The sequence below is a fragment of the Bacillus sp. A01H genome, assembly GCF_045277205.1.
Lineage (GTDB): Bacteria > Bacillota > Bacilli > Bacillales > Bacillaceae_G > Bacillus_A > Bacillus_A paranthracis.
Window position 1 is genome coordinate 2,312,723 of sequence record NZ_CP117702.1, and the last position, 18,622, is coordinate 2,331,344.

Sequence of the window (18,622 nt, forward strand, 5' to 3'; positions counted from 1 at the left end):
GAATCAAATTTAAAAAACGTTATAGTTAAATTAATGGATTTTATAAAATTGATAAATTAATCTATCATATAAAATGAATTTTTATTGGTCTAACAACTGCTTCTTTATCACTTTATATAAAGGGTATGAATATATTAGTAGTATATAAAAGCATAGGAGTGATAGATATGTTTTTTGCAAAGCTACGTGGTAGAAATGAAGTTCCACCAGTAGAAACAGACGCTCGAGGGGAGGCTTTCTTTAAATTAAGCCAGGACGAGCTTAGCCTAAAATTTAAGTTGGATTTATTTGATATAGAGGATGTAGTAGTTGCCCATCTGCATATTGGAGCAAAAGGAACTAATGGTCCTGTTGTAGCTTTTTTATTTGGACCTATAACAAATCCGGTTTCAATAGAGTGTGCAACGCTTACGGGAATAATTACTCAAGAAGATTTGGTTGGGCCGTTAGCGGGTCAAACATTAGCTACTCTTGTAAATGAAATCATATCTGGAAACATTTATATTAATGTTCATACAGTACAACATCCTAATGGTGAAATTCGTGGACAATTGAATTATTGCTAAGAAATTATAGTAGTGAAAAATAAAGCATCCGTTTAGGGTGCTTTTATTTTGTGGAGGATGTATAGATAGATAATTTACCTTTAATAATCTTAAAAATTCATTTGTATAGTTTTGAAGGTAATCGAATGGAATTAGAAATAGTGAATTTTTTACCTTTTTAGTTTGTAAAGTAATTATCGAAAACTTGTAAATGAAATGCCCCTCCGAAAATTAAATTAGTATTAGGAGATAAACTTTGTAACTGAAATATGAAAGTGTAAGAGAGAATAGAAATTTTTAAACCTAATCAAAGCTAATAGACTAACTTTCAGCACCCACTGAAATAAAGAATCATAACATAATTTGTAATAACTTATATGAAAGTGAGCTGAAAAAAATGTTTTATTCGTATTTTTATTCTCAAGCGGGTATGCGACCAGCATATGGTACATCAATAACGTTTAGCGGAGCACAAAGTACAGTTCAAGCTGTTCAACAAGCGTTACAAATGCAACAACAAATGCAAATGCAACAACAAGGTATCCAGCCGTATTATTCATCTATGGAGTATTTTTATCCAGTGCATCAAATCACACCGTATGGAAGTTCTTTTCTTACGATTCCATATGGAACTGTCTTCAATCTATAAGCTGAAAATTTTATGAATAGGAGCAGGTATCCCAAACCGATTATTAACCTAACCATTACCAATTGGATATATACGGGAAACCCAGCTCCCACCTACCTTTATCACAGATGCCGAATTTTGAGGTATCCGCAAATAGCGGAAATAATTGAGGGGGATGAGTGTATATGTAAGCGTCAAATAGTTCCATCTACAATTTGTAAATAGCTGATGAGATAATCTTTGTACATACTCTACAAGTTGTTTTTTGATAAGAAAATATCGTCGATCGAAGAAAGAATGAGAATTATCTTATCATGACAAATGATGGATAGTGGCACTATATGAAAAGATACATGAACATTTACTAACGCGAACCAGGACGAGAGGTAGCAACGAAATCCTATCTGTGGTTATATCGTACAGGAAGATTGTCCTATGACTATCAATTTACAAGAGCAGGAGAACATCCGAACCGTTTTTCCCCATTTTGAAGTATATTTATAGCCATAACATCTTATGTTTTGTTTATAATTGTAAATAGTTATTGAAACGTATAAATATTTTTTATGAATAAAAAGGAAAAATAATGCAACTTTTTAATTTGTTTATTCGTGTTATATATGAAAGGAGGAGGGGGATGGAGATTGAAGAAATATATAAAGTTTATATAAACGATGTGTACCGGTATTTATTTTCCCTTTCTCGTAGCCATCATGTAGCGGAGGACTTGATGCAGGAGACTTTTTATCGGGCGTTTCTTTATCTAGAAGACTATGAAAACCAAAAGGTGAAATCATGGCTTTTTAAAGTGGCATATCATACCTTTATTGATTTTGTTAGGAAAGAGAAAAAAGTAGCTTTTGTAGGAACGGAGGAATTAGAAACAATTCAAGCAGGTGAATCTACAGAAGAGTATGTAGTCGCAAAAAATAGTTATGAAAAATTAATTCAGATTATTCATACTTTACCGGTGGTAGAGGCGCAAGCTATTTTATTATGTGACGTACATCAATTAACGTACGAAGAGGGTGCTTCTGTATTAGATTTAAAGTTAAACACGTATAAAAGTCACATATTTCGCGGGAGAAAGAGATTAAAAGAATTGTTAAAGGAGGAAAAGAGTCAAAATGACAAATGATAAACCTCATTCTGAACAAGATGATTATAAAGAATTGTTACAAGAAGCTCTTCATCAAAGGCCGGATGCACTTTCTAATGGAAAACAGGAGCAAGTGATGAAAATAGGGAAAAAAAGAGCGCGTATTACGAATGTTTTAATTGTATTTACTTTTTTATTACTTATTCAACCTATATTATATATATCTACTCTCGCATACTATGTATTTGCACCTACAAACGCAATGGAGATACGGAATGTAGTAAATCAAACATTAAGTGTAACAGAACCAAATGTATTTTTGAAAGATAGGGACATGGAGCAAACATTGTTACCGCTTAGTTTACAATTGCATTTTGATTTGTATAAAAGGGTAGGGAAGAAAGATATTCGAATAGGAGAAGAGAAAACAGATTATATATTTAGTAGAGCAACGAAAGTTAGCCGTGAATATACAACAGATGAAAAAATTCCGGAAGTCCCATATATAGATAACGAGGTATTGTCTCATCCTAATAATTATAATTCATCCTATAATAGTAATGAAGAAGCGCAAGTATTAAAGGGTCTTCCGCAAGAATCTGTTGTAGAAGCATTTATATCTTTTAGAGAATTGTTGAGTGTACAAGAGGTAACGAATATGTTTCCCACTATTGATATCGTCTGGTATGCCGTTAATACAGGGTTAGAGGAGAAGCAAACGAATGACGAGGGTATGTATGTTGCTCCGATTGGCTTTCCAGCAGATATGATTTCAAGACCAAGTGGTGCTTTTGTGAGTGATTCACCTCATGAGGAACAATTTATTGATGTGTTAAAGTCATTACAAAAGCATGAAAATTTAGCAGTGAAGCTATCTAGAGCGAAAGTATTAGAGTTGTCAAAGCGTATTTCTTTCCTTGAAAAAAATGGGGTAAAAACATATGGGGCAGTTGTAACAGGACCTAAAGCAGAAGTTGAAAAATTAATGAGCCACGAAAAAGTTAGAAAATTGAAAGTAGGTGAAGTGAGGTTATGGAATTGGCATTCTTAAAAAAAAGAAAGAATCATATTTATAAACAGGAAACGTGGATGGGGACTATTTCATTAATTATTGCCTTTCTGGCGTTATTATATTTGAACATTATATTGCTTATACAAGAAACATTTATAGGTAAAGGTTTTCTGCAAATAGTTGGTATTGGATTGGTATGCTCAGTCATAGGAATGATCACAAAAAGAAAAAGTCGGAAATATGCATTGTGGGCATGTAGTTTATATCTTTTTATGCTATTGTTTTCTATATTTGGATTTATGTTAGGTTGGATGATAAGCTTTGGACCATAAAAATGTGTGAAAGGACGAATGTAAGTTCGTTCTTTTTTATGCATAAAAAGTAAAATAGAAAGGAAAGGGATTTATCAAATTTGAATAGAGATTACTATACTACTAGGTTGTTGTGTTATTGAAATGTCTTCCGCTTACGTGTATATAAATAGGCGACAAGTATAGGGGGAAAACAATAGTTCGTCCAAACATTGTGAATCTCCTTTACATAATATGGAGTAATAAGCATGAAAGGGGAACGAGTATGTCTTGCTATTACTACTGTAAGTATTGTAAAGAATATAAAAAGAAACAGCATAACTGTTGTAAGAACAATAGTAAGTGTAATGACAACAAGGATAGTCTTGTTAGGGCATCAGCATTTAGAGCTAGAAATACGGTGAATCAACCTGTTCCTGCTAATACTTTTGTAAAAGTATTGTTCCAAAATGAACAATTTGATTTAGCGAATGAGTATAATCCAGAAACATCTATTTTTATACCGAAGACTAAAGGAGTATATTCTTTTATTGGAACGATTGGTTTCTTTCCTAACGATCCAAGTTTAAATTATAGAGCACGGGTAGAAATTCGTGTGAATGGCAATGCAGCAATAGCTATAGATAATGACTTTTTTGGTCCAATAGGTTTTGGAAATGTAGTAAGTGTTTCGACGATTATTCAATTGCATGAAGGAGATCAAGTTGAGGTTTATGCACAAAGTAGCATAGACGGAGTTTTAAGTACTTCGGAAGACGGCTCACATTTTGAAGCAGCAAGATTCCCTTCTCCAATTAAATAACGAAGAGAATAAAATACTTTTCAGTAGGTCTAGTTAATCCCCTGTACCGAATGGTGGGGGATTATTATTGTTTATTTAAAATATACAAGTGAATCGATTAAATATAGTTTGTTTCATGAAAATTTCACATGCTAAAGATGTAATGATGAAAGGTAAATTTTAAAAATTATTTTTTACAGTTTTGATGTTGAAAGGGCTATCTTATTTTAAGTATTAGATCTTCTGCAGGTAATAAAAAGAGTAAGTAACTAGGTTGTAAAAGTTCTTTGGCGTTACATTTGCTAGTTGCCTAATGGTATAAAAAGACATCTTAATTTATGTCCGTATAATTAAAGGCTTTTTCATTACTATATAGAAATTACATATTTAACATCGGTTTGTGCAGGTATTACTATTGTATGGAAAGGAATAACATGAAGGCAAGTACACTATATAAAAATAAAATAAATCCTAAGATGAGTAGTATGGGATGCAACTTGAACATATTTGACCTCCTTGAGTATATAAAGAATTTTAATACATCTTTGGTGAATTTAGAAGGAAAATATATTAGATAAATGGTGCTTGAATGGATACACGAATTTAATAGAGTAGTGAATGTCTAATAAATAAAGAAGTATTATGGGGGACACCTTGACTAGATTATTTATAAAGGGCAGGTCGATTTACCCGACGTGAAATATAAAAGTGATCAGATTTATATGTACAGAATAAGGGATAAATAAAAAAAGAGCATACATAAAAAGTACGCTCTAAAGAAAGATAGGTTTTATGAGTGGATAATCTCCATACGATAATATATGTTCGGTTGATGTAAATGTGTGAAAAATCAATAAATTATCAATGAAATATCATGAAATGAGTAATCTTAGTCTATTAATAAGGTTTTGTAGTTAACCAAATTGTAAGGATTTTGTATAGAATGGATTAACAACTCGATAATAATCGTACTTCAGTTTCATATTTCGTATAGTTTGGATATTGTGTAATAGTTTGACATTTAGGTGTGGAAAGTTGATTAATTATAGAAACATTTGTAATTACTTCGTTACAAGGACCGAAAAATGTAACTTTTAATTTTGAATTTGGTGGGACTTTGAAAACAATAGGTTTTTTCTCCATGAAATCAGCTCCTATGATGCAGTATTATTGTATACTGCGTTTTTTGTTTAGATTATAAAGGCATATTAGTATAATATGAATCTTTAGTTGATAATGATATAAAGTTCACTACTATGCAGAGCCTGAATGTATAAATTATTAAGGGAATATTAATGAATCAAAATTTTTACATGTGTGGGCAGAGCGAAAAATGCGGTACATATTGGATAAAATAATTGGATACTAGAAGAGCATGTAACTATAGGTAGTTACATGTGTTATGAATACGTAAAGAGTCCCTTTACTGATACATAGTTTATTCAAATGAAATGAATTACATCTAGAAAACACATTGTATACACAACAACACTGTATAGTTATTCTTATATAATAATAAAAGTGAGGTATTTTGAATTGAAAAAGAAAAAGCTATTTTTAGGAACAATTATTTCATGCGTAGTACTGGCATTATCCGCATGTGGCTCCTCAGACAACGTAGTAACATCAAAAGTAGGAAATGTTACAGAGAAAGAGTTAAGTAAAGAATTAAGACAAAAATATGGGGAAAGTACTTTATACCAAATGGTGTTAAGTAAGGCGTTGCTCGATAAATATAAAGTTTCAGATGAGGAAGCAAAAAAGAAAGTAGAAGAAGCAAAAGATAAAATGGGTGAGAACTTTAAAGCGACTTTAGAACAACTTGGATTGAAAAATGAAGATGAATTAAAAGAAAAAATGAAGCCAGAAATTGCATTTGAGAAAGCGATTAAAGCGACTGTTACAGAAAAAGATGTAAAAGATAACTATAAACCAGAAATGAAGGTAAGTCACATTTTAGTAAAAGATGAAAAGACTGCTAAAGAAGTGAAAGAGAAAGTAAATAACGGAGAAGATTTTGCGGCTTTAGCGAAGCAATACTCAGAGGATACTGGTTCAAAAGAACAGGGCGGGGAAATCACTGGTTTTGCTCCAGGGCAAACGGTAAAAGAATTTGAGGAAGCTGCATATAAATTAGATGCAGGACAAGTAAGTGAACCAGTAAAAACAACTTACGGTTACCATATTATTAAAGTGACAGATAAAAAAGAATTAAAGCCATTTGATGAAGTAAAAGATTCAATTCGTAAAGATATAGAACAGCAAAGACTACAAGACACGACAGGTAAATGGAAACAACAAGTAGTCAATGAATTATTGAAAGATGCTGATATTAAGGTGAATGATAAAGAGTTTAAAAATACATTTGAATTTCTAGAAAAGAAATAATGACTGTAATTAGAAAAGGGAACCTTTAAAGGTTCCCTTTTCTAGTTAGTGTGTGAGTTATAAATAGATAGTAAGACAATACAATATTACATATAAATATTAAGAATTACAATGGGAATTTATGTAATTATTTTGAAGTAGGTTAATCATCACTTCATAGAATGTTGATATTATAATGTTTTGTTTCATCTCATTAAATATAAAATGAATTAATTAATTTTAGCCCATTATTTGTAGGCAGTAAGATTTGCGTAGGCTAATTATTAGTCAGGAATGAACAAAGATTGAGTGGATTAAAGTTTCACTTTATAGAAGTGGATAAACATAATTTGCAGAATGAAACATACAATAAGATTGAAATATATTGACGTTAAATGAAGTGAAAAGCAGAGCATTCTATTAAGATGGATGTTCTTTTTCGTATGAAATTTTAAGGTGAAGAATGAATTATTGGATAGATAAATAAATGATGTAGGGGGAGAAAATGTGAAAGTAATTTTTCAAAGAGAAGACGGAGGGAAAATTTTTGAATCGTATGATGAAGATATAAATAACCTATTAGCTATTTTAAAAGAAACGAAAGGGATTAAGATCGGGATGGTTGAATATGAGGTATTAAAATACGAATTAGAGTATTTTCGAAACCCGAAAAAAGCAGTAACAGAGAGGGAGTTACATATAATAGTACAACCAAAATATATTTAGTAATTAGAGTGAATTATAAATAAATAGTTTGACGCAGTATGTACGAACAGAGAGTGTTTAAATTGCTCTCTTTTCATAGAAATTTATAAGGAACGAGTTTTGATTCTTTATAAATCTCATAGATTTTTTGAATTTAGGCAGGGATTTTATATTTGGGTAGATAAATGTTCATATAAGTTATTTTTATGTGAATATTGGAGGAGTAAAAATGAGTTTAGCAAGTTATATAGGATGCAATGTAGAAATTCCGTTAACGGATCCAGATTCTAATGATGTAATTGTTTTTGGACCATGTTTTTCAGATGAAAGTATGCTTGAAATTGTACAAGAGTTTCAATTTCAAACAAGTTACACGTATGAAATTTCAACAATGTGAGGTATTGAACTTGATGAGTGGCAAACAGAAAGGGAGAAGAAGGAAGCTAAAAAAAAGCTAATAGCTTTATGCACGATTATGGAAGGTTATTTAAATGATGGGGACTATTTTGAATTATTCAGTTGTTGGGTTGGTAATGAAGATAAGGAACGATTGGGAGAATTAAAATTAAAAATAAATCATTTTCATATAGATGAGATTCGTATTCCAGAAAGAACACTTGTCAGGATAGAAAAATAAATATAGAAATATAGGTGATTAGAAAAAACGACTTCTCTTTAAGTGAAGTCGTTTTTTAGTTGATACGTGAACTTCCTATTAAATGGGAAAAAGGCTCATTTGATGAAGAAAAAATAAATTCCTTCTCAAAAGAACGTAGGTTCGTGTATAATTAGAACGAATGTTCTTGTATGTGTAGATAGTATACGATTTAGAAATAAAGTGAAAATGTAATTAGTGGGTGTTCATCATCCACTAATTACATTTTCACCAATCGGCTGTTTACGAGGAGTTGATTTTCGACTTACTTTCCTTGTATGTTGTGAATTTTGAGGTGGGAGATTTCCTATCTGTTCATGCGGTGGAAATATGAGCCGAGCAATTATTAAAGAATAATCGAAGCGCAATATGTTTGAAATAGAATGGATAAATAATCGAGGAGATAGAGAAATGAATGATGTAAAGATACAAAGAGCAAAAAGAGAATGGGTTCCATTTACAGTAATGTCGGAACAGTTATTAAGTATGCGAAAGGTTATTGGGGAGAAATTTAAAGTACAAAAACCATTTTTAACAAAAGAAGCAAAAGAGGGAATTTCTGATAAATTATTAATGTCATTATTGTCTGAGAAAGAAATATTGGTGACATATTTTGAAGATGGATACATACTTACAAGCTACATGACAGTTGTACATATAAATCCGCTAAAGCGCATTGTAATGTGTACTGACGCGTTTTATAAAACTTACGTATTTAATACCACGGATATTATTGAAATAGCGTAAAGTAAGCTATGTTAGATGTGAAACAGAAAAAATGAAACGGAAAAGCAGCTAGCTTCATACTAGCTGCTAAGCCCCAGGGAAAGGGAGAAAAAGATAGGGTACTCCAAAAATCAACAATAGCTGTATAACAGCCTGATTATAGTATGGACAAATTAAAAATTCTTAAACAGAACGATGAAAAAATAGGGTTAAGCTGTACCGACTTGGTTTTGATCCGCAAGGTCAGAATCAAACGTATTAGTCGCACTCACACCATTAAAAGTATTAACAACAAAACCAACGTTGGAAGCACCAGATCCATTATAAGCCTTCGTGTTTTCTTTTGGAGAAACGTTATAGAAATCACCTAAATTAAATGAACCGTTACTATTTTGTACAACTAAATTCCCTACAACTGAGGGCATAGTTCTCACCCACTTTACAATCATTTGTTAACACTACTATATGGTCTTATAGTCCAAAGGGTTCATCTAACGAAAATTGCGGAATAATAAAACGTTTGAAGTGTAGCTTAATCCCATAATAAAAGTGTGTTAAACTGAATGTAAGGTTACGTAATTAAAAATGAAAATTGTATAATTATCATATATGAAAACAAAGGAGGCAAAATGTAATGAATAATGTTATAAAAAAAGTAGATTTAACAGATGCAAAGTCAAGTAATCTTGTTGCACTTATTTATAGCAATGAAGTTATATTGGTGGAAGAAGCATTTTGTCCAAAGGAAATAAAATTAAAGTTTAATGAAATTGCAATTTTATCGGCTATTAAAACAGCGCATATAATGAAAGTATCCATTAGAAAAGAGCTTGACGCGTTTTTTCATGACACGGGTGTTTTATTGGTGAAGCATAGTGCTGAGTATGGAAACAGTCAATCTATCACTATGCATTTTGAACAATTTAAAAAGTTACAACATGAGATTGAGTATTTAAGTAAAAGTATGTAATAAGGCAAGATGAAGATTCTTTCATAGAGGTGAACAGTTCTATGTTGAAAAAATGGTTTGAAAATTTTTTAGACGAATCTCACTGTAAACATAAATATAGTTTTATTAAGATGTAGGATATGGTAGAACAGTTATTAGTGGGTAATAAAAATATCGGAAATGTAAAAGTTACTGGTTTTTATAGTGTATGGAGAGAGAAAAATACAAAACAAGGAGTTTTCAAGAGATGATGTATTTGTTGGCAATTCTTCTTCCACCTGTAGCCGTATTATTTTGCGGAAAACCATTTCAAGCAGTAATTAATTTCATATTAACATTAATATTTTGGGTTCCAGGTGTTATTCATGCGATATTAGTTGTACATGATAAAAAAGCAGATCGGCGTTTAAAAAAACAAATTCAAGCATATGATGAAATAAATAAAAAGAACAGAAGATAGCTGAGTTGTGAAATGATTTAAAAAAGAAAGGGGGGACTACCTCCTTTCTTTTTTCATTCTAGTTAAGTTTAAATTTTAGTGTAGCGGTAAGAATTTTTAATATAAGTATTGTGATAATTCGTTTTAGAGTGTGCGTTTAATAAACCGGTGTAAATGTTTTCAGGAACGTTAAAGAAATCATACAGTCCATGCTTTAATTGAATGCGTAAAATCATAGAAAAAGGATTATAGCCAACAGCAACTATAGTTTTGGAAATCACGGGAGATAACTCCATCATTACGCAACTCCTCACTTTTCATTTTTAATAATATCTTATAGATGTTGAGGTTGTGGTGTTGAAATCTTTATAATTAAAGAGGTATTATACTTATATGCAATATATTAAATGTTCGTTATACGTAATTATAAGGAAGTTCACACGAAGTACATATCGTTGTGCTATTTTTATTTCACCTTTGATTTATAAATAAGAAAATATTGACCATTTGAAAAAAAGGTATATTATTTATACGAGGTATTAAAAATTCACTTTTTACATTCTATGCTTAAAGGGGCAGCATTATTAGAAAAATAGAAGTGAAAATACTTTGTGTAACAAGCATTCTAAAATTTATAATCTGTGAATTAGGAAAATATTGAATGCTCCAGGTCAATATACTTTCTTAATTAAATTTATTTTAGAAAGTGACCTCAATATTTTTAAGTAAATCAACGGGAGAATTGAAAGGCAGGAGAAAGTAACATGTCAGAAAATTATCGTTCTCGAGAGGAGCGACGACAAGTTAAAAAGAAAAAACAGCCAGCTTCTAAAACACAAAAACCAAAAGGTAAAACATCATTTTTTCGCAAGTTTTTAATTACTTGTTTATTACTTGGTATTGTTGGTTTAGTGGGGGGAGTTGCTACCTTCTTCGTAATGATTAAGGATGCACCAAAACTTGAGAAAGCAAAACTTGTTAATCCGTTATCCTCAAAAATTTATGATAAAAATGGCGATTTGGTATATGAATACGGGAAAGAAAAGCGGACGAATGTTACGTATAATCAAATTCCTAAATTAGTAGAAAATGCATTTTTAGCAACAGAGGATGCACGTTTTTACGAGCATAGCGGAGTAGACTTTAAAGGTACTGCCCGTGCTGTTTTGGTGAGTCTTAAAGGAGATTACGGTTCACAAGGTGGAAGTACAATAACGCAACAGGTTATTAAAAATTACTTCTTATCGATGGAAAAAACATCAAAACGTAAAGTTCAGGAAATATATTTAGCGTATAAACTAGAACAACAATATTCAAAACATGAAATTTTAGAAATGTATTTAAATAAAATTAACTTAGGAAACCGTTCGTATGGTATCGCAACAGCAGCACAAAACTACTATGGTAAAGAATTGAAAGATTTAACATTACCAGAAGTTGCGATGCTTGCAGGTTTACCAAAAGCACCGAATAACTATGATCCGACGAAAACAGAAAATATTGAAAGAGCAACAGAAAGAAGAAATGTTGTACTAAAATTAATGAATCGACATGGTTATATTACGAAGGCAGAAATGGAAGAAGCTTCGAAAGTTAAAGTAACAGATGGACTTAGGACTGCAACTGTACAAGCAATGCCATATCCTGCATTTATGGATGCGGTTGTGAAAGAAGTTGAAAAAGAATTGCCAGATGCTAATATTGGTTCTGACGGTTTAGAAATTTATACAACATTAGACACGAAAGCACAGGATTTTGCTGATAAGATTTTAAATGAAAATATTATTAATTATCCAAATGATAAGTTCCAAGGTGCTTTCACATTTATGGATACGAAAACCGGAGAGGTTCGTGCTATAGGTAGTGGGCGCGGTGAAAATAAAGCCGTATTTAAAGGGCATAATATGGCCATTGAATTAGATCGTGCAGCTGGTTCGACGATGAAGCCAATCTTTGATTACGGTCCTGCAATTGAATACTTAAAATGGGCTACGTATCATCAAATTGATGATTCTCCATTTAAATATTCAACTGGACAAGAACTTCGAAATGCAGACAGAAGTCATTTAGGTCCAATTACTATGCGTGAGGCGTTAAAAATGTCACGTAACGTTCCAGCAGTTAAAACTGCAAAAGAAGTAGGACTTAATAAATCAAAGGAATTCTCTGAGAAATTAGGTATTACATTTAAAAAAGCGCCAACAGAATCTACAGCTATTGGTACAAACGAAGTATCACCAACTGAAATAGCGGGTGCTTATGCGACATTTGGTAATGGTGGTAAGTATGCAAAACCGCATTTTGTTAAGAAAGTAGTTTATCCAGACGGAAAGTCACAAAGTTTTGGACAAAAACCAAAACAAGTTATAGCTGACTCTACAGCATATATGATTACTGATATGCTTCGTTCAGTAGTGACATCAGGTACTGGTACAGCAGCAAATATAAGTTCTTTAGATGTAGCTGGAAAAACAGGTACAACAAACTATGATTCAAAACAATTAGCGAAATTTAACATTCCGGAAAGTGCAACTCGTGATAGTTGGTTTGCAGGTTATACACCGCAGTATACGATGGCAGTATGGACTGGATATATGAAAGATGGTAAAGACGAGTATATTAGTAGTAAAAATACGAAAATTGCACAGTTGATCTTTAAAGCAATGATGAGTCAGTTTGCTACTGACAAATCAAGATTTAAAATGCCAAGTAGTGTAATTCAAGAAGGTAGTGAGCTGCGTATAAAAGGTGAAAAACGTGATTCTTCTCCAAATACGAGCGTACCGGATACAACAGAAAAACCAAAACAAGATCAGCAGCAAAAAACTGAAGAAGAGAAAAAGCAAGAAGAATTAAAGAAACAGGAAGAACTGAAAAAACAAGAAGAAGAAAAGAAACAAGAGGAACTTAAGAAGCAAGAAGAACAAAAGAAACTAGAAGAGCAAAAGAAACAAGAAGAAGAAAAGAAACAAAATGAACAAAATAATGGAGGGGGCCAAGGAGATACGACACCTCCAGCAAATAACGGAGGAGGCCAAGGGAATACGACACCTCCAGCAAATAACGGTGGAGGCCAAGGGAATACGACACCTCCAGCAAATAATGGAGGAGGCCAAGGAGATACGACACCTCCAGCAAATAACGGTGGAGGTCAAGGGAATACGACACCTCCAGCAAATAATGGAGGAGGCCAAGGAAATACAACTCCACCAGCGACCACACAACCAGAAACTGGCGGTAATGCAGGAGAGGCCCCTGCTAATAATGGACAATAAGAAAATTTTATAAAAAATATTAAAAAGCACTTAAGATTTGTAAAAATTATAATCTTAAGTGCTTTTTTCTTTTAAATGCAGTAGCTATGAGACAATGTATTTTAAATATTAAAAGTACCATAGAAGTTTTGAAAATAAATTGAAGGAAAATGATAAAAAATTTGAGATTGAGGTAACGGAGGATAAGCGTGGCTTTGAAAGGGGGTACTACTTGGATGTGCACCATGATGCCAAAATGAGGGGGTAATTTGACCGGGAATTTGATAGTGTTGCCAAGTTGCGGGAAGTTCAATACCGACATCAGAACTAGCTGTATGAACGGCGGGAACGTGTATCCCAGGAGCCGAAGGAACTACGGCAGTTACTCTTGATGATACCCACATAAAAATATTCACTCCTAAGTTGCGATAATAAAGTAGTATATTCTTTTCACACATATAAAGGTACAGTTAGATAGGACTTTAGGCTAAAACATACGTATAAAGTTGTAAGACCAATTTAAATTGAAGGTAGACTATTTATTATAAAAAGATACGTCTATTTACGGAGGGAAAAGGAACAAGGAAACAGTAAAATAGAGGTGTTAATTGTAAGATTTTACGTTTTTATGGAGGAATATTTATGGAACGATTATGGACGAAATCATTTATTCAAATGACTTTCGCAATGTTATTCTTATTTACAGCATTTTATTTACTTGTTCCAACGCTCCCACTTTTTATTAAAGAGATAGGTGGCAATGAATCACAAGTCGGACTTATGATGGGAATGTTTACAATAGCGGCAGTTGTAATACGACCGATTATTGGAGGGATGTTGGATCAATATGGTAGAAGATCCTTTATTATTTTGGGACTCATCTTTTTTGGGTTAACGATGTACTCTTATCATTTAGCGACGACTATTGTCCTTTTAGCTGTTTTACGTGTTATTCACGGAGTAACATGGGCTGTTTCTACAACAGCTGTTGGAACAGCGATAACTGATATTATTCCAGATTCACGCCGTGGTGAAGGTATGGGTTGGTATGGAATGGCTATGACGATTGCAATGGCAATCGGCCCAATGATTGGATTATCGGTTGTACAAAATTATTCATTTCACGGCCTTTTCTTATTAGCAACTCTTTTATCCTTTATGGCAGTCTTACTATCGTTAATGACGAAAATGCCATTCACACCACAAAAAGAAAAAGGGAAAATACAACTGTTTGAAAAATCGGTTCTATCCATTACGATAGTTGTATTCTTTTTATCATTTGCATATGGAGGCATTACGACGTTTTTACCGCTATTTGCATCGTCAATTGATGTGAATCCTGGGACATTCTTTCTTGTATATGCAATTGCTTTAACGATTGTAAGGCCAATTTCAGGAAAACTATTAGATAAGTATGGAGAAGTATTTATCATACTTCCGGCACTATGCATTACTATTATTGCAATAGTTGTATTAACGATTTCAAATGATTTAATAGGTGTAGTTATCGCAGCTACATTATATGGTGTTGGATTCGGTTCAGCACAGCCAGCATTGCAAGCGGCAATGCTTACAATTGTCGATCCGAGTAAAAGAGGAGTTGCGAACGCTTCATTTTTTACAGCGTTTGATTTAGGAATCGGGTTAGGTGCTATTTTACTTGGAGTTGTTTCACAAATGTTTGGTTATCGTATTTTATTTTCAGGGAGTGCAATTTCAGCATTAATAGCCTTAATTATTTTCGTCTTCTTTGTAAAACAACGATTAGGAAAAAAAGAGTTTGCATAAACTGGGGGGGAATAAAGATGAGAATTTCAATTGATCGTAAAGCTCTACAATGGTTCCAGGAAGAATTACGTATAAAGCACGGTGAATCTGTACGTTTTACTGTAAGGTACGGAGGGAATAGTTCAATTCAGCCTGGATATTCTTTAGGGATTGTTGCAGAGAAACCAGATGGGGAAATCGTGTCAGTTGAGAAGGAAGGTATTATATTTTTTGTAGATGTTGATGATCTTTGGTATTTTCAAAACTATGATTTATTTGTAAGTTATCATGAGGAAATGGAAGAAATTCAATTTAATTATGTAAAATAATAACTTTATTAAAAATGAATAAGTTTTATATAAAAATTATATTTAAGACATAGTGAAATAAATATCATATAGTAACGAGCTGTATTTATGTACAGCTCGTTTTTTCTATTTCGTAAATAAAATTAGAATAATTGTATATTTGGCGGTGTTATATGGAAAATCTTTATATCTTGTTTTTAAAAATATGCAAAGAAGTCTATTCTTTCTTTATAAAATATAAGAATTATTTTCAAAAAATTGTATTGTTACAGTAAGAAAAGTATAGGAAACTTATCATTATAAAATAAATTGAAATCTTCTAAAAACTCTGATACATTGAAATAGAAATGTAGTTTCACAATATTGTAAAGGCTTACAGTTATGTGCACGAAGATCTATTAGGATTGGAGGAAATAATGATGAAAGCTGAAGAAAAATTTTCCCCGGGATTAGATGGTGTAGTGGCAGCGGAGACGAAGATTTCGTTTCTTGACACAGTGAAAGGTGAAATTGTAATTCAAGGGTATGATTTAATCGAACTCTCAAAAACAAAAGAGTACTTAGACATTGTGCACCTTTTATTGGAAGAACATCTACCGAATGAAGATGAAAAAGCAACACTTGAAAAGAAATTAAAAGAAGAATACGCGGTACCAGAAGGTGTATTCAACGTACTGAAGGCATTACCGAAAGAAACACACCCTATGGATGGATTGCGTACAGGTGTGTCCGCATTAGCTGGTTACGATAATGATATTGAAAACCGCTCGTTAGAAGTAAACAAAAGTCGCGGATACAAATTATTGAGTAAAGTACCAAACATTGTAGCGAATAGCTATCATATTTTAAATAATGAAGAGCCAATCGAACCACTTAAGGAATTATCATATAGCGCGAATTTCTTCTATATGTTAACAGGTAAAAAACCAACTGAACTTGAGGAGAAGATTTTTGATCGTTCCCTTGTTTTATATAGTGAACATGAAATGCCAAACTCTACATTTACAGCGCGCGTTATTGCATCTACGCAATCCGACTTATATGGTGCTTTAACAGGTGCGGTTGCATCTTTAAAAGGTAGCTTACATGGCGGTGCAAACGAAGCGGTTATGTACATGCTTTTAGAAGCTGGTAATGTTGAAAAGTTTGAAGAGTTATTACAGAAGAAACTATATAACAAAGAAAAAATTATGGGCTTTGGACACCGTGTATATATGAAGAAGATGGACCCAAGAGCACTGATGATGAAGGAAGCTTTAAAACAGTTATGTGATGTGAAAGGTGACTATACACTATATGAAATGTGTGAAGCTGGAGAAAAGATTATGGAGAAGGAAAAAGGAATTTATCCGAACCTTGATTATTACGCAGCTCCAGTATATTGGATGCTTGGTATTCCAATTCAACTGTACACACCAATCTTCTTTAGCTCTAGAACAGTAGGACTATGTGCGCACGTTATTGAGCAACATGCGAACAATCGTTTGTTCCGTCCACGTGTAAATTATATTGGCGAGCGACATGTGCTTAGTAAATAAGAACAACTGGGGAGTTGTTAGCACCGCCCGCCAGATGGGTGTTTGACCGACACCCATCATTAATAATAACGAATTTTCGACAGAAAGGGAAGGATAGCATGATTAAAACAAATGAAATTAAACAAAAAGATGCATTATTAGAAGAGATTACGGATTATGTATTAAATAAAGAGGTAACAAGTGCAGAAGCATTCAGTACTGCTCGTTACGTATTACTTGATACACTTGGATGCGGAATTTTAGCATTACAATATCCAGAATGTACGAAATTATTAGGACCAGTTGTACCAGGAACAATCGTGCCAAATGGTACACGTGTACCAGGTACGTCATATGTACTTGATCCAGTGAAAGGTGCATTTAATATCGGATGTATGATCCGTTGGTTAGACTATAACGATACTTGGCTTGCAGCAGAGTGGGGACATCCATCTGATAACTTAGGCGGAATTTTAGCTGTGGCAGATTATATTAGCCGTGTTCGTATTTCAGAAGGAAAAGAACCGTTAAAAGTACGTGAAGTATTAGAAATGATGATTAAAGCACATGAAATTCAAGGTGTACTTGCTTTAGAAAACAGCTTAAACAGAGTTGGTCTTGACCACGTATTATATGTAAAAGTAGCAACAACTGCTGTAGTTGCGAAAATGCTTGGTGGAACACGTGAAGAAATCTTTAATGCATTATCACATGCGTGGATTGATAATTCTAGTCTTCGTACATATCGTCATGCTCCAAATACTGGATCACGTAAATCATGGGCAGCAGGTGACGCGACGAGCCGCGGTGTTCATCTTGCAATGACTGCTCTAAAAGGTGAAATGGGTTACCCTACAGCATTATCTGCACCAGGATGGGGATTCCAAGATGTATTATTCAATAAACAAGAATTAAAATTAGCAAGACCATTAGATTCTTATGTAATGGAAAATGTATTATTTAAAGTTTCATATCCAGCAGAATTCCATGCACAAACAGCTGCAGAATGTGCTGTGAAATTACATCCAGAAATTAAAGGGAAATTAGATGAGATTGACCGTATTACAATTACAACGCACGAATCAGCAATTCGTATTATTGATAAAGAAGGTCCATTAAATAACCCAGCGGATCGTGATCATTGCTTACAATACATTACGGCAATTGGTTTATTAAAAGGGGATATCGTTGCGGATGATTATGAGGATGCAGTAGCAAATGATCCACGTGTAGATGAATTACGTAATAAGATGGTTGTTGTTGAAAATAAACAGTACAGTTTAGATTACCTTGACCCGAACAAGCGCTCAATCGCCAACGCTGTTCAAGTTCATTTCAAAGATGGAACTGTAACAGAAAATGTGGAATGTGAATATCCACTTGGTCACCGTTTCCGTAGAGACGAAGCGATTCCAAAAGTTGTTCAAAAATTCACTGCAAATATGGCAGGTCATTATTCTAGTAAGCAACAAGAACAAATTCATGAAGCTTGTTTAAATGAAGAGAAACTAGAAAATATGAATGTAAATGAATTTGTAGATCTATTCTTAATTTAATAA

21 protein-coding genes are annotated in these 18,622 nt (G+C 33.0%); 17 read left to right on the top strand and 4 right to left on the bottom strand.

All coding sequences use genetic code 11. The annotated features are described in order from the left end of the window. Nucleotides 1–167: 167 nt before the first annotated feature. The 6 genes from PSR14_RS12180 to PSR14_RS12205 all read left to right on the top strand — a co-directional run bounded on the left by PSR14_RS12180 (nt 168) and on the right by PSR14_RS12205 (nt 4,397). Complete coding sequence (locus PSR14_RS12180; protein WP_000464534.1) at nt 168–566, top strand: CHRD domain-containing protein; 399 nt, start codon at nt 168–170, stop codon at nt 564–566. Between the two features lie 376 nt (nt 567–942). Then, complete coding sequence (locus PSR14_RS12185) at nt 943–1,194, top strand: DUF3947 family protein (protein ID WP_000500111.1); 252 nt, start codon at nt 943–945, stop codon at nt 1,192–1,194. Between the two features lie 616 nt (nt 1,195–1,810). Further along, entirely contained in the window at nt 1,811–2,311 is a 501-nt protein-coding gene (locus PSR14_RS12190) for a sigma-70 family RNA polymerase sigma factor (RefSeq protein ID WP_000401919.1), read from the top strand. Further along, nucleotides 2,301–3,323 carry an anti-sigma factor gene (locus PSR14_RS12195; protein ID WP_406644216.1) on the top strand — a complete coding sequence of 341 codons (1,023 nt, stop codon included), beginning with the start codon at nt 2,301–2,303 and terminating at the stop codon, nt 3,321–3,323. The genes PSR14_RS12190 and PSR14_RS12195 overlap by 11 nt, the downstream gene beginning before the upstream one ends. Continuing rightward, entirely contained in the window at nt 3,305–3,616 is a 312-nt protein-coding gene (locus PSR14_RS12200; RefSeq protein ID WP_000417668.1) for a hypothetical protein, read from the top strand. Before PSR14_RS12195 ends, PSR14_RS12200 begins: the two co-directional genes overlap by 19 nt. A gap of 244 nt (nt 3,617–3,860) precedes the next feature. Continuing rightward, complete coding sequence (locus PSR14_RS12205) at nt 3,861–4,397, top strand: C1q-like domain-containing protein (RefSeq protein WP_025991667.1); 537 nt, start codon at nt 3,861–3,863, stop codon at nt 4,395–4,397. Between the two features lie 927 nt (nt 4,398–5,324). Here PSR14_RS12205 and PSR14_RS12210 read toward each other — a convergent pair. Further along, complete coding sequence (locus tag PSR14_RS12210; protein ID WP_000412567.1) at nt 5,325–5,519, bottom strand: hypothetical protein; 195 nt, start codon at nt 5,517–5,519, stop codon at nt 5,325–5,327. A 393-nt stretch (nt 5,520–5,912) separates the two neighbouring features. Here PSR14_RS12210 and PSR14_RS12215 point away from each other — a divergent pair, with 393 nt between their 5' ends. The 4 genes from PSR14_RS12215 (at nt 5,913) to PSR14_RS12230 (ending at nt 8,850) form a co-directional block, all read left to right on the top strand. Next, nucleotides 5,913–6,764: a peptidylprolyl isomerase PrsA gene (locus PSR14_RS12215; protein ID WP_000727481.1), complete on the top strand. Its 852-nt coding sequence runs from the start codon at nt 5,913–5,915 to the stop codon at nt 6,762–6,764. Nucleotides 6,765–7,250: 486 nt separating this feature from the next. Continuing rightward, a complete protein-coding gene (locus tag PSR14_RS12220) occupies nt 7,251–7,469 on the top strand; it encodes a hypothetical protein (protein ID WP_000864286.1) in 219 nt (72 codons plus the stop codon). 208 nt (nt 7,470–7,677) lie between these two features. Then, on the top strand, nt 7,678–7,845 hold the full coding sequence (locus PSR14_RS12225) for a hypothetical protein (protein ID WP_000050509.1): 168 nt from the start codon (nt 7,678–7,680) through the stop codon (nt 7,843–7,845). Nucleotides 7,846–8,514: 669 nt separating this feature from the next. Beyond that, nucleotides 8,515–8,850: a YolD-like family protein gene (locus tag PSR14_RS12230; protein WP_001000611.1), complete on the top strand. Its 336-nt coding sequence runs from the start codon at nt 8,515–8,517 to the stop codon at nt 8,848–8,850. Nucleotides 8,851–9,038: 188 nt separating this feature from the next. On the opposite strand, the gene gerPF is transcribed toward PSR14_RS12230, so the two are convergent. Next, on the bottom strand, nt 9,039–9,254 hold the full coding sequence (gene gerPF, locus PSR14_RS12235) for a spore germination protein GerPF (protein ID WP_001141565.1): 216 nt from the start codon (nt 9,252–9,254) through the stop codon (nt 9,039–9,041). 209 nt (nt 9,255–9,463) lie between these two features. On the opposite strand from gerPF, the gene PSR14_RS12240 reads away from it, so the two are divergent. After that, entirely contained in the window at nt 9,464–9,799 is a 336-nt protein-coding gene (locus PSR14_RS12240) for a hypothetical protein (RefSeq protein WP_001066866.1), read from the top strand. 226 nt (nt 9,800–10,025) lie between these two features. After that, on the top strand, nt 10,026–10,238 hold the full coding sequence (locus PSR14_RS12245) for a YqaE/Pmp3 family membrane protein (RefSeq protein WP_000990231.1): 213 nt from the start codon (nt 10,026–10,028) through the stop codon (nt 10,236–10,238). A 68-nt stretch (nt 10,239–10,306) separates the two neighbouring features. Here PSR14_RS12245 and PSR14_RS12250 read toward each other — a convergent pair whose 3' ends face one another. Then, nucleotides 10,307–10,516, bottom strand: coding sequence for a KTSC domain-containing protein (locus PSR14_RS12250; protein ID WP_002163658.1), 210 nt, complete (start codon nt 10,514–10,516; stop codon nt 10,307–10,309). 465 nt (nt 10,517–10,981) lie between these two features. On the opposite strand from PSR14_RS12250, the gene PSR14_RS12255 reads away from it, so the two are divergent. Continuing rightward, on the top strand, nt 10,982–13,492 hold the full coding sequence (locus tag PSR14_RS12255) for a PBP1A family penicillin-binding protein (protein ID WP_074532975.1): 2,511 nt from the start codon (nt 10,982–10,984) through the stop codon (nt 13,490–13,492). Between the two features lie 101 nt (nt 13,493–13,593). Here PSR14_RS12255 and PSR14_RS12260 read toward each other — a convergent pair whose 3' ends face one another. Then, complete coding sequence (locus tag PSR14_RS12260) at nt 13,594–13,875, bottom strand: hypothetical protein (RefSeq protein WP_000270175.1); 282 nt, start codon at nt 13,873–13,875, stop codon at nt 13,594–13,596. A gap of 238 nt (nt 13,876–14,113) precedes the next feature. Between PSR14_RS12260 and PSR14_RS12265 the strand changes: the two genes are divergently transcribed. The 4 genes from PSR14_RS12265 (at nt 14,114) to prpD (ending at nt 18,619) form a co-directional block, all read left to right on the top strand. Next, nucleotides 14,114–15,259 (top strand): MFS transporter, encoded by a 1,146-nt coding sequence (locus PSR14_RS12265; protein WP_000440647.1) that lies wholly within the window; start codon nt 14,114–14,116, stop codon nt 15,257–15,259. 17 nt (nt 15,260–15,276) lie between these two features. Then, complete coding sequence (locus PSR14_RS12270; protein WP_001222846.1) at nt 15,277–15,567, top strand: HesB/YadR/YfhF family protein; 291 nt, start codon at nt 15,277–15,279, stop codon at nt 15,565–15,567. A gap of 395 nt (nt 15,568–15,962) precedes the next feature. Continuing rightward, nucleotides 15,963–17,084, top strand: coding sequence for a citrate synthase (gene mmgD / locus PSR14_RS12275; RefSeq protein ID WP_002170253.1), 1,122 nt, complete (start codon nt 15,963–15,965; stop codon nt 17,082–17,084). Between the two features lie 98 nt (nt 17,085–17,182). Continuing rightward, nucleotides 17,183–18,619, top strand: a complete 1,437-nt coding sequence (prpD, locus tag PSR14_RS12280) for a 2-methylcitrate dehydratase (RefSeq protein WP_000598131.1) — start codon at nt 17,183–17,185, stop codon at nt 18,617–18,619. Nucleotides 18,620–18,622: the final 3 nt, after the last annotated feature.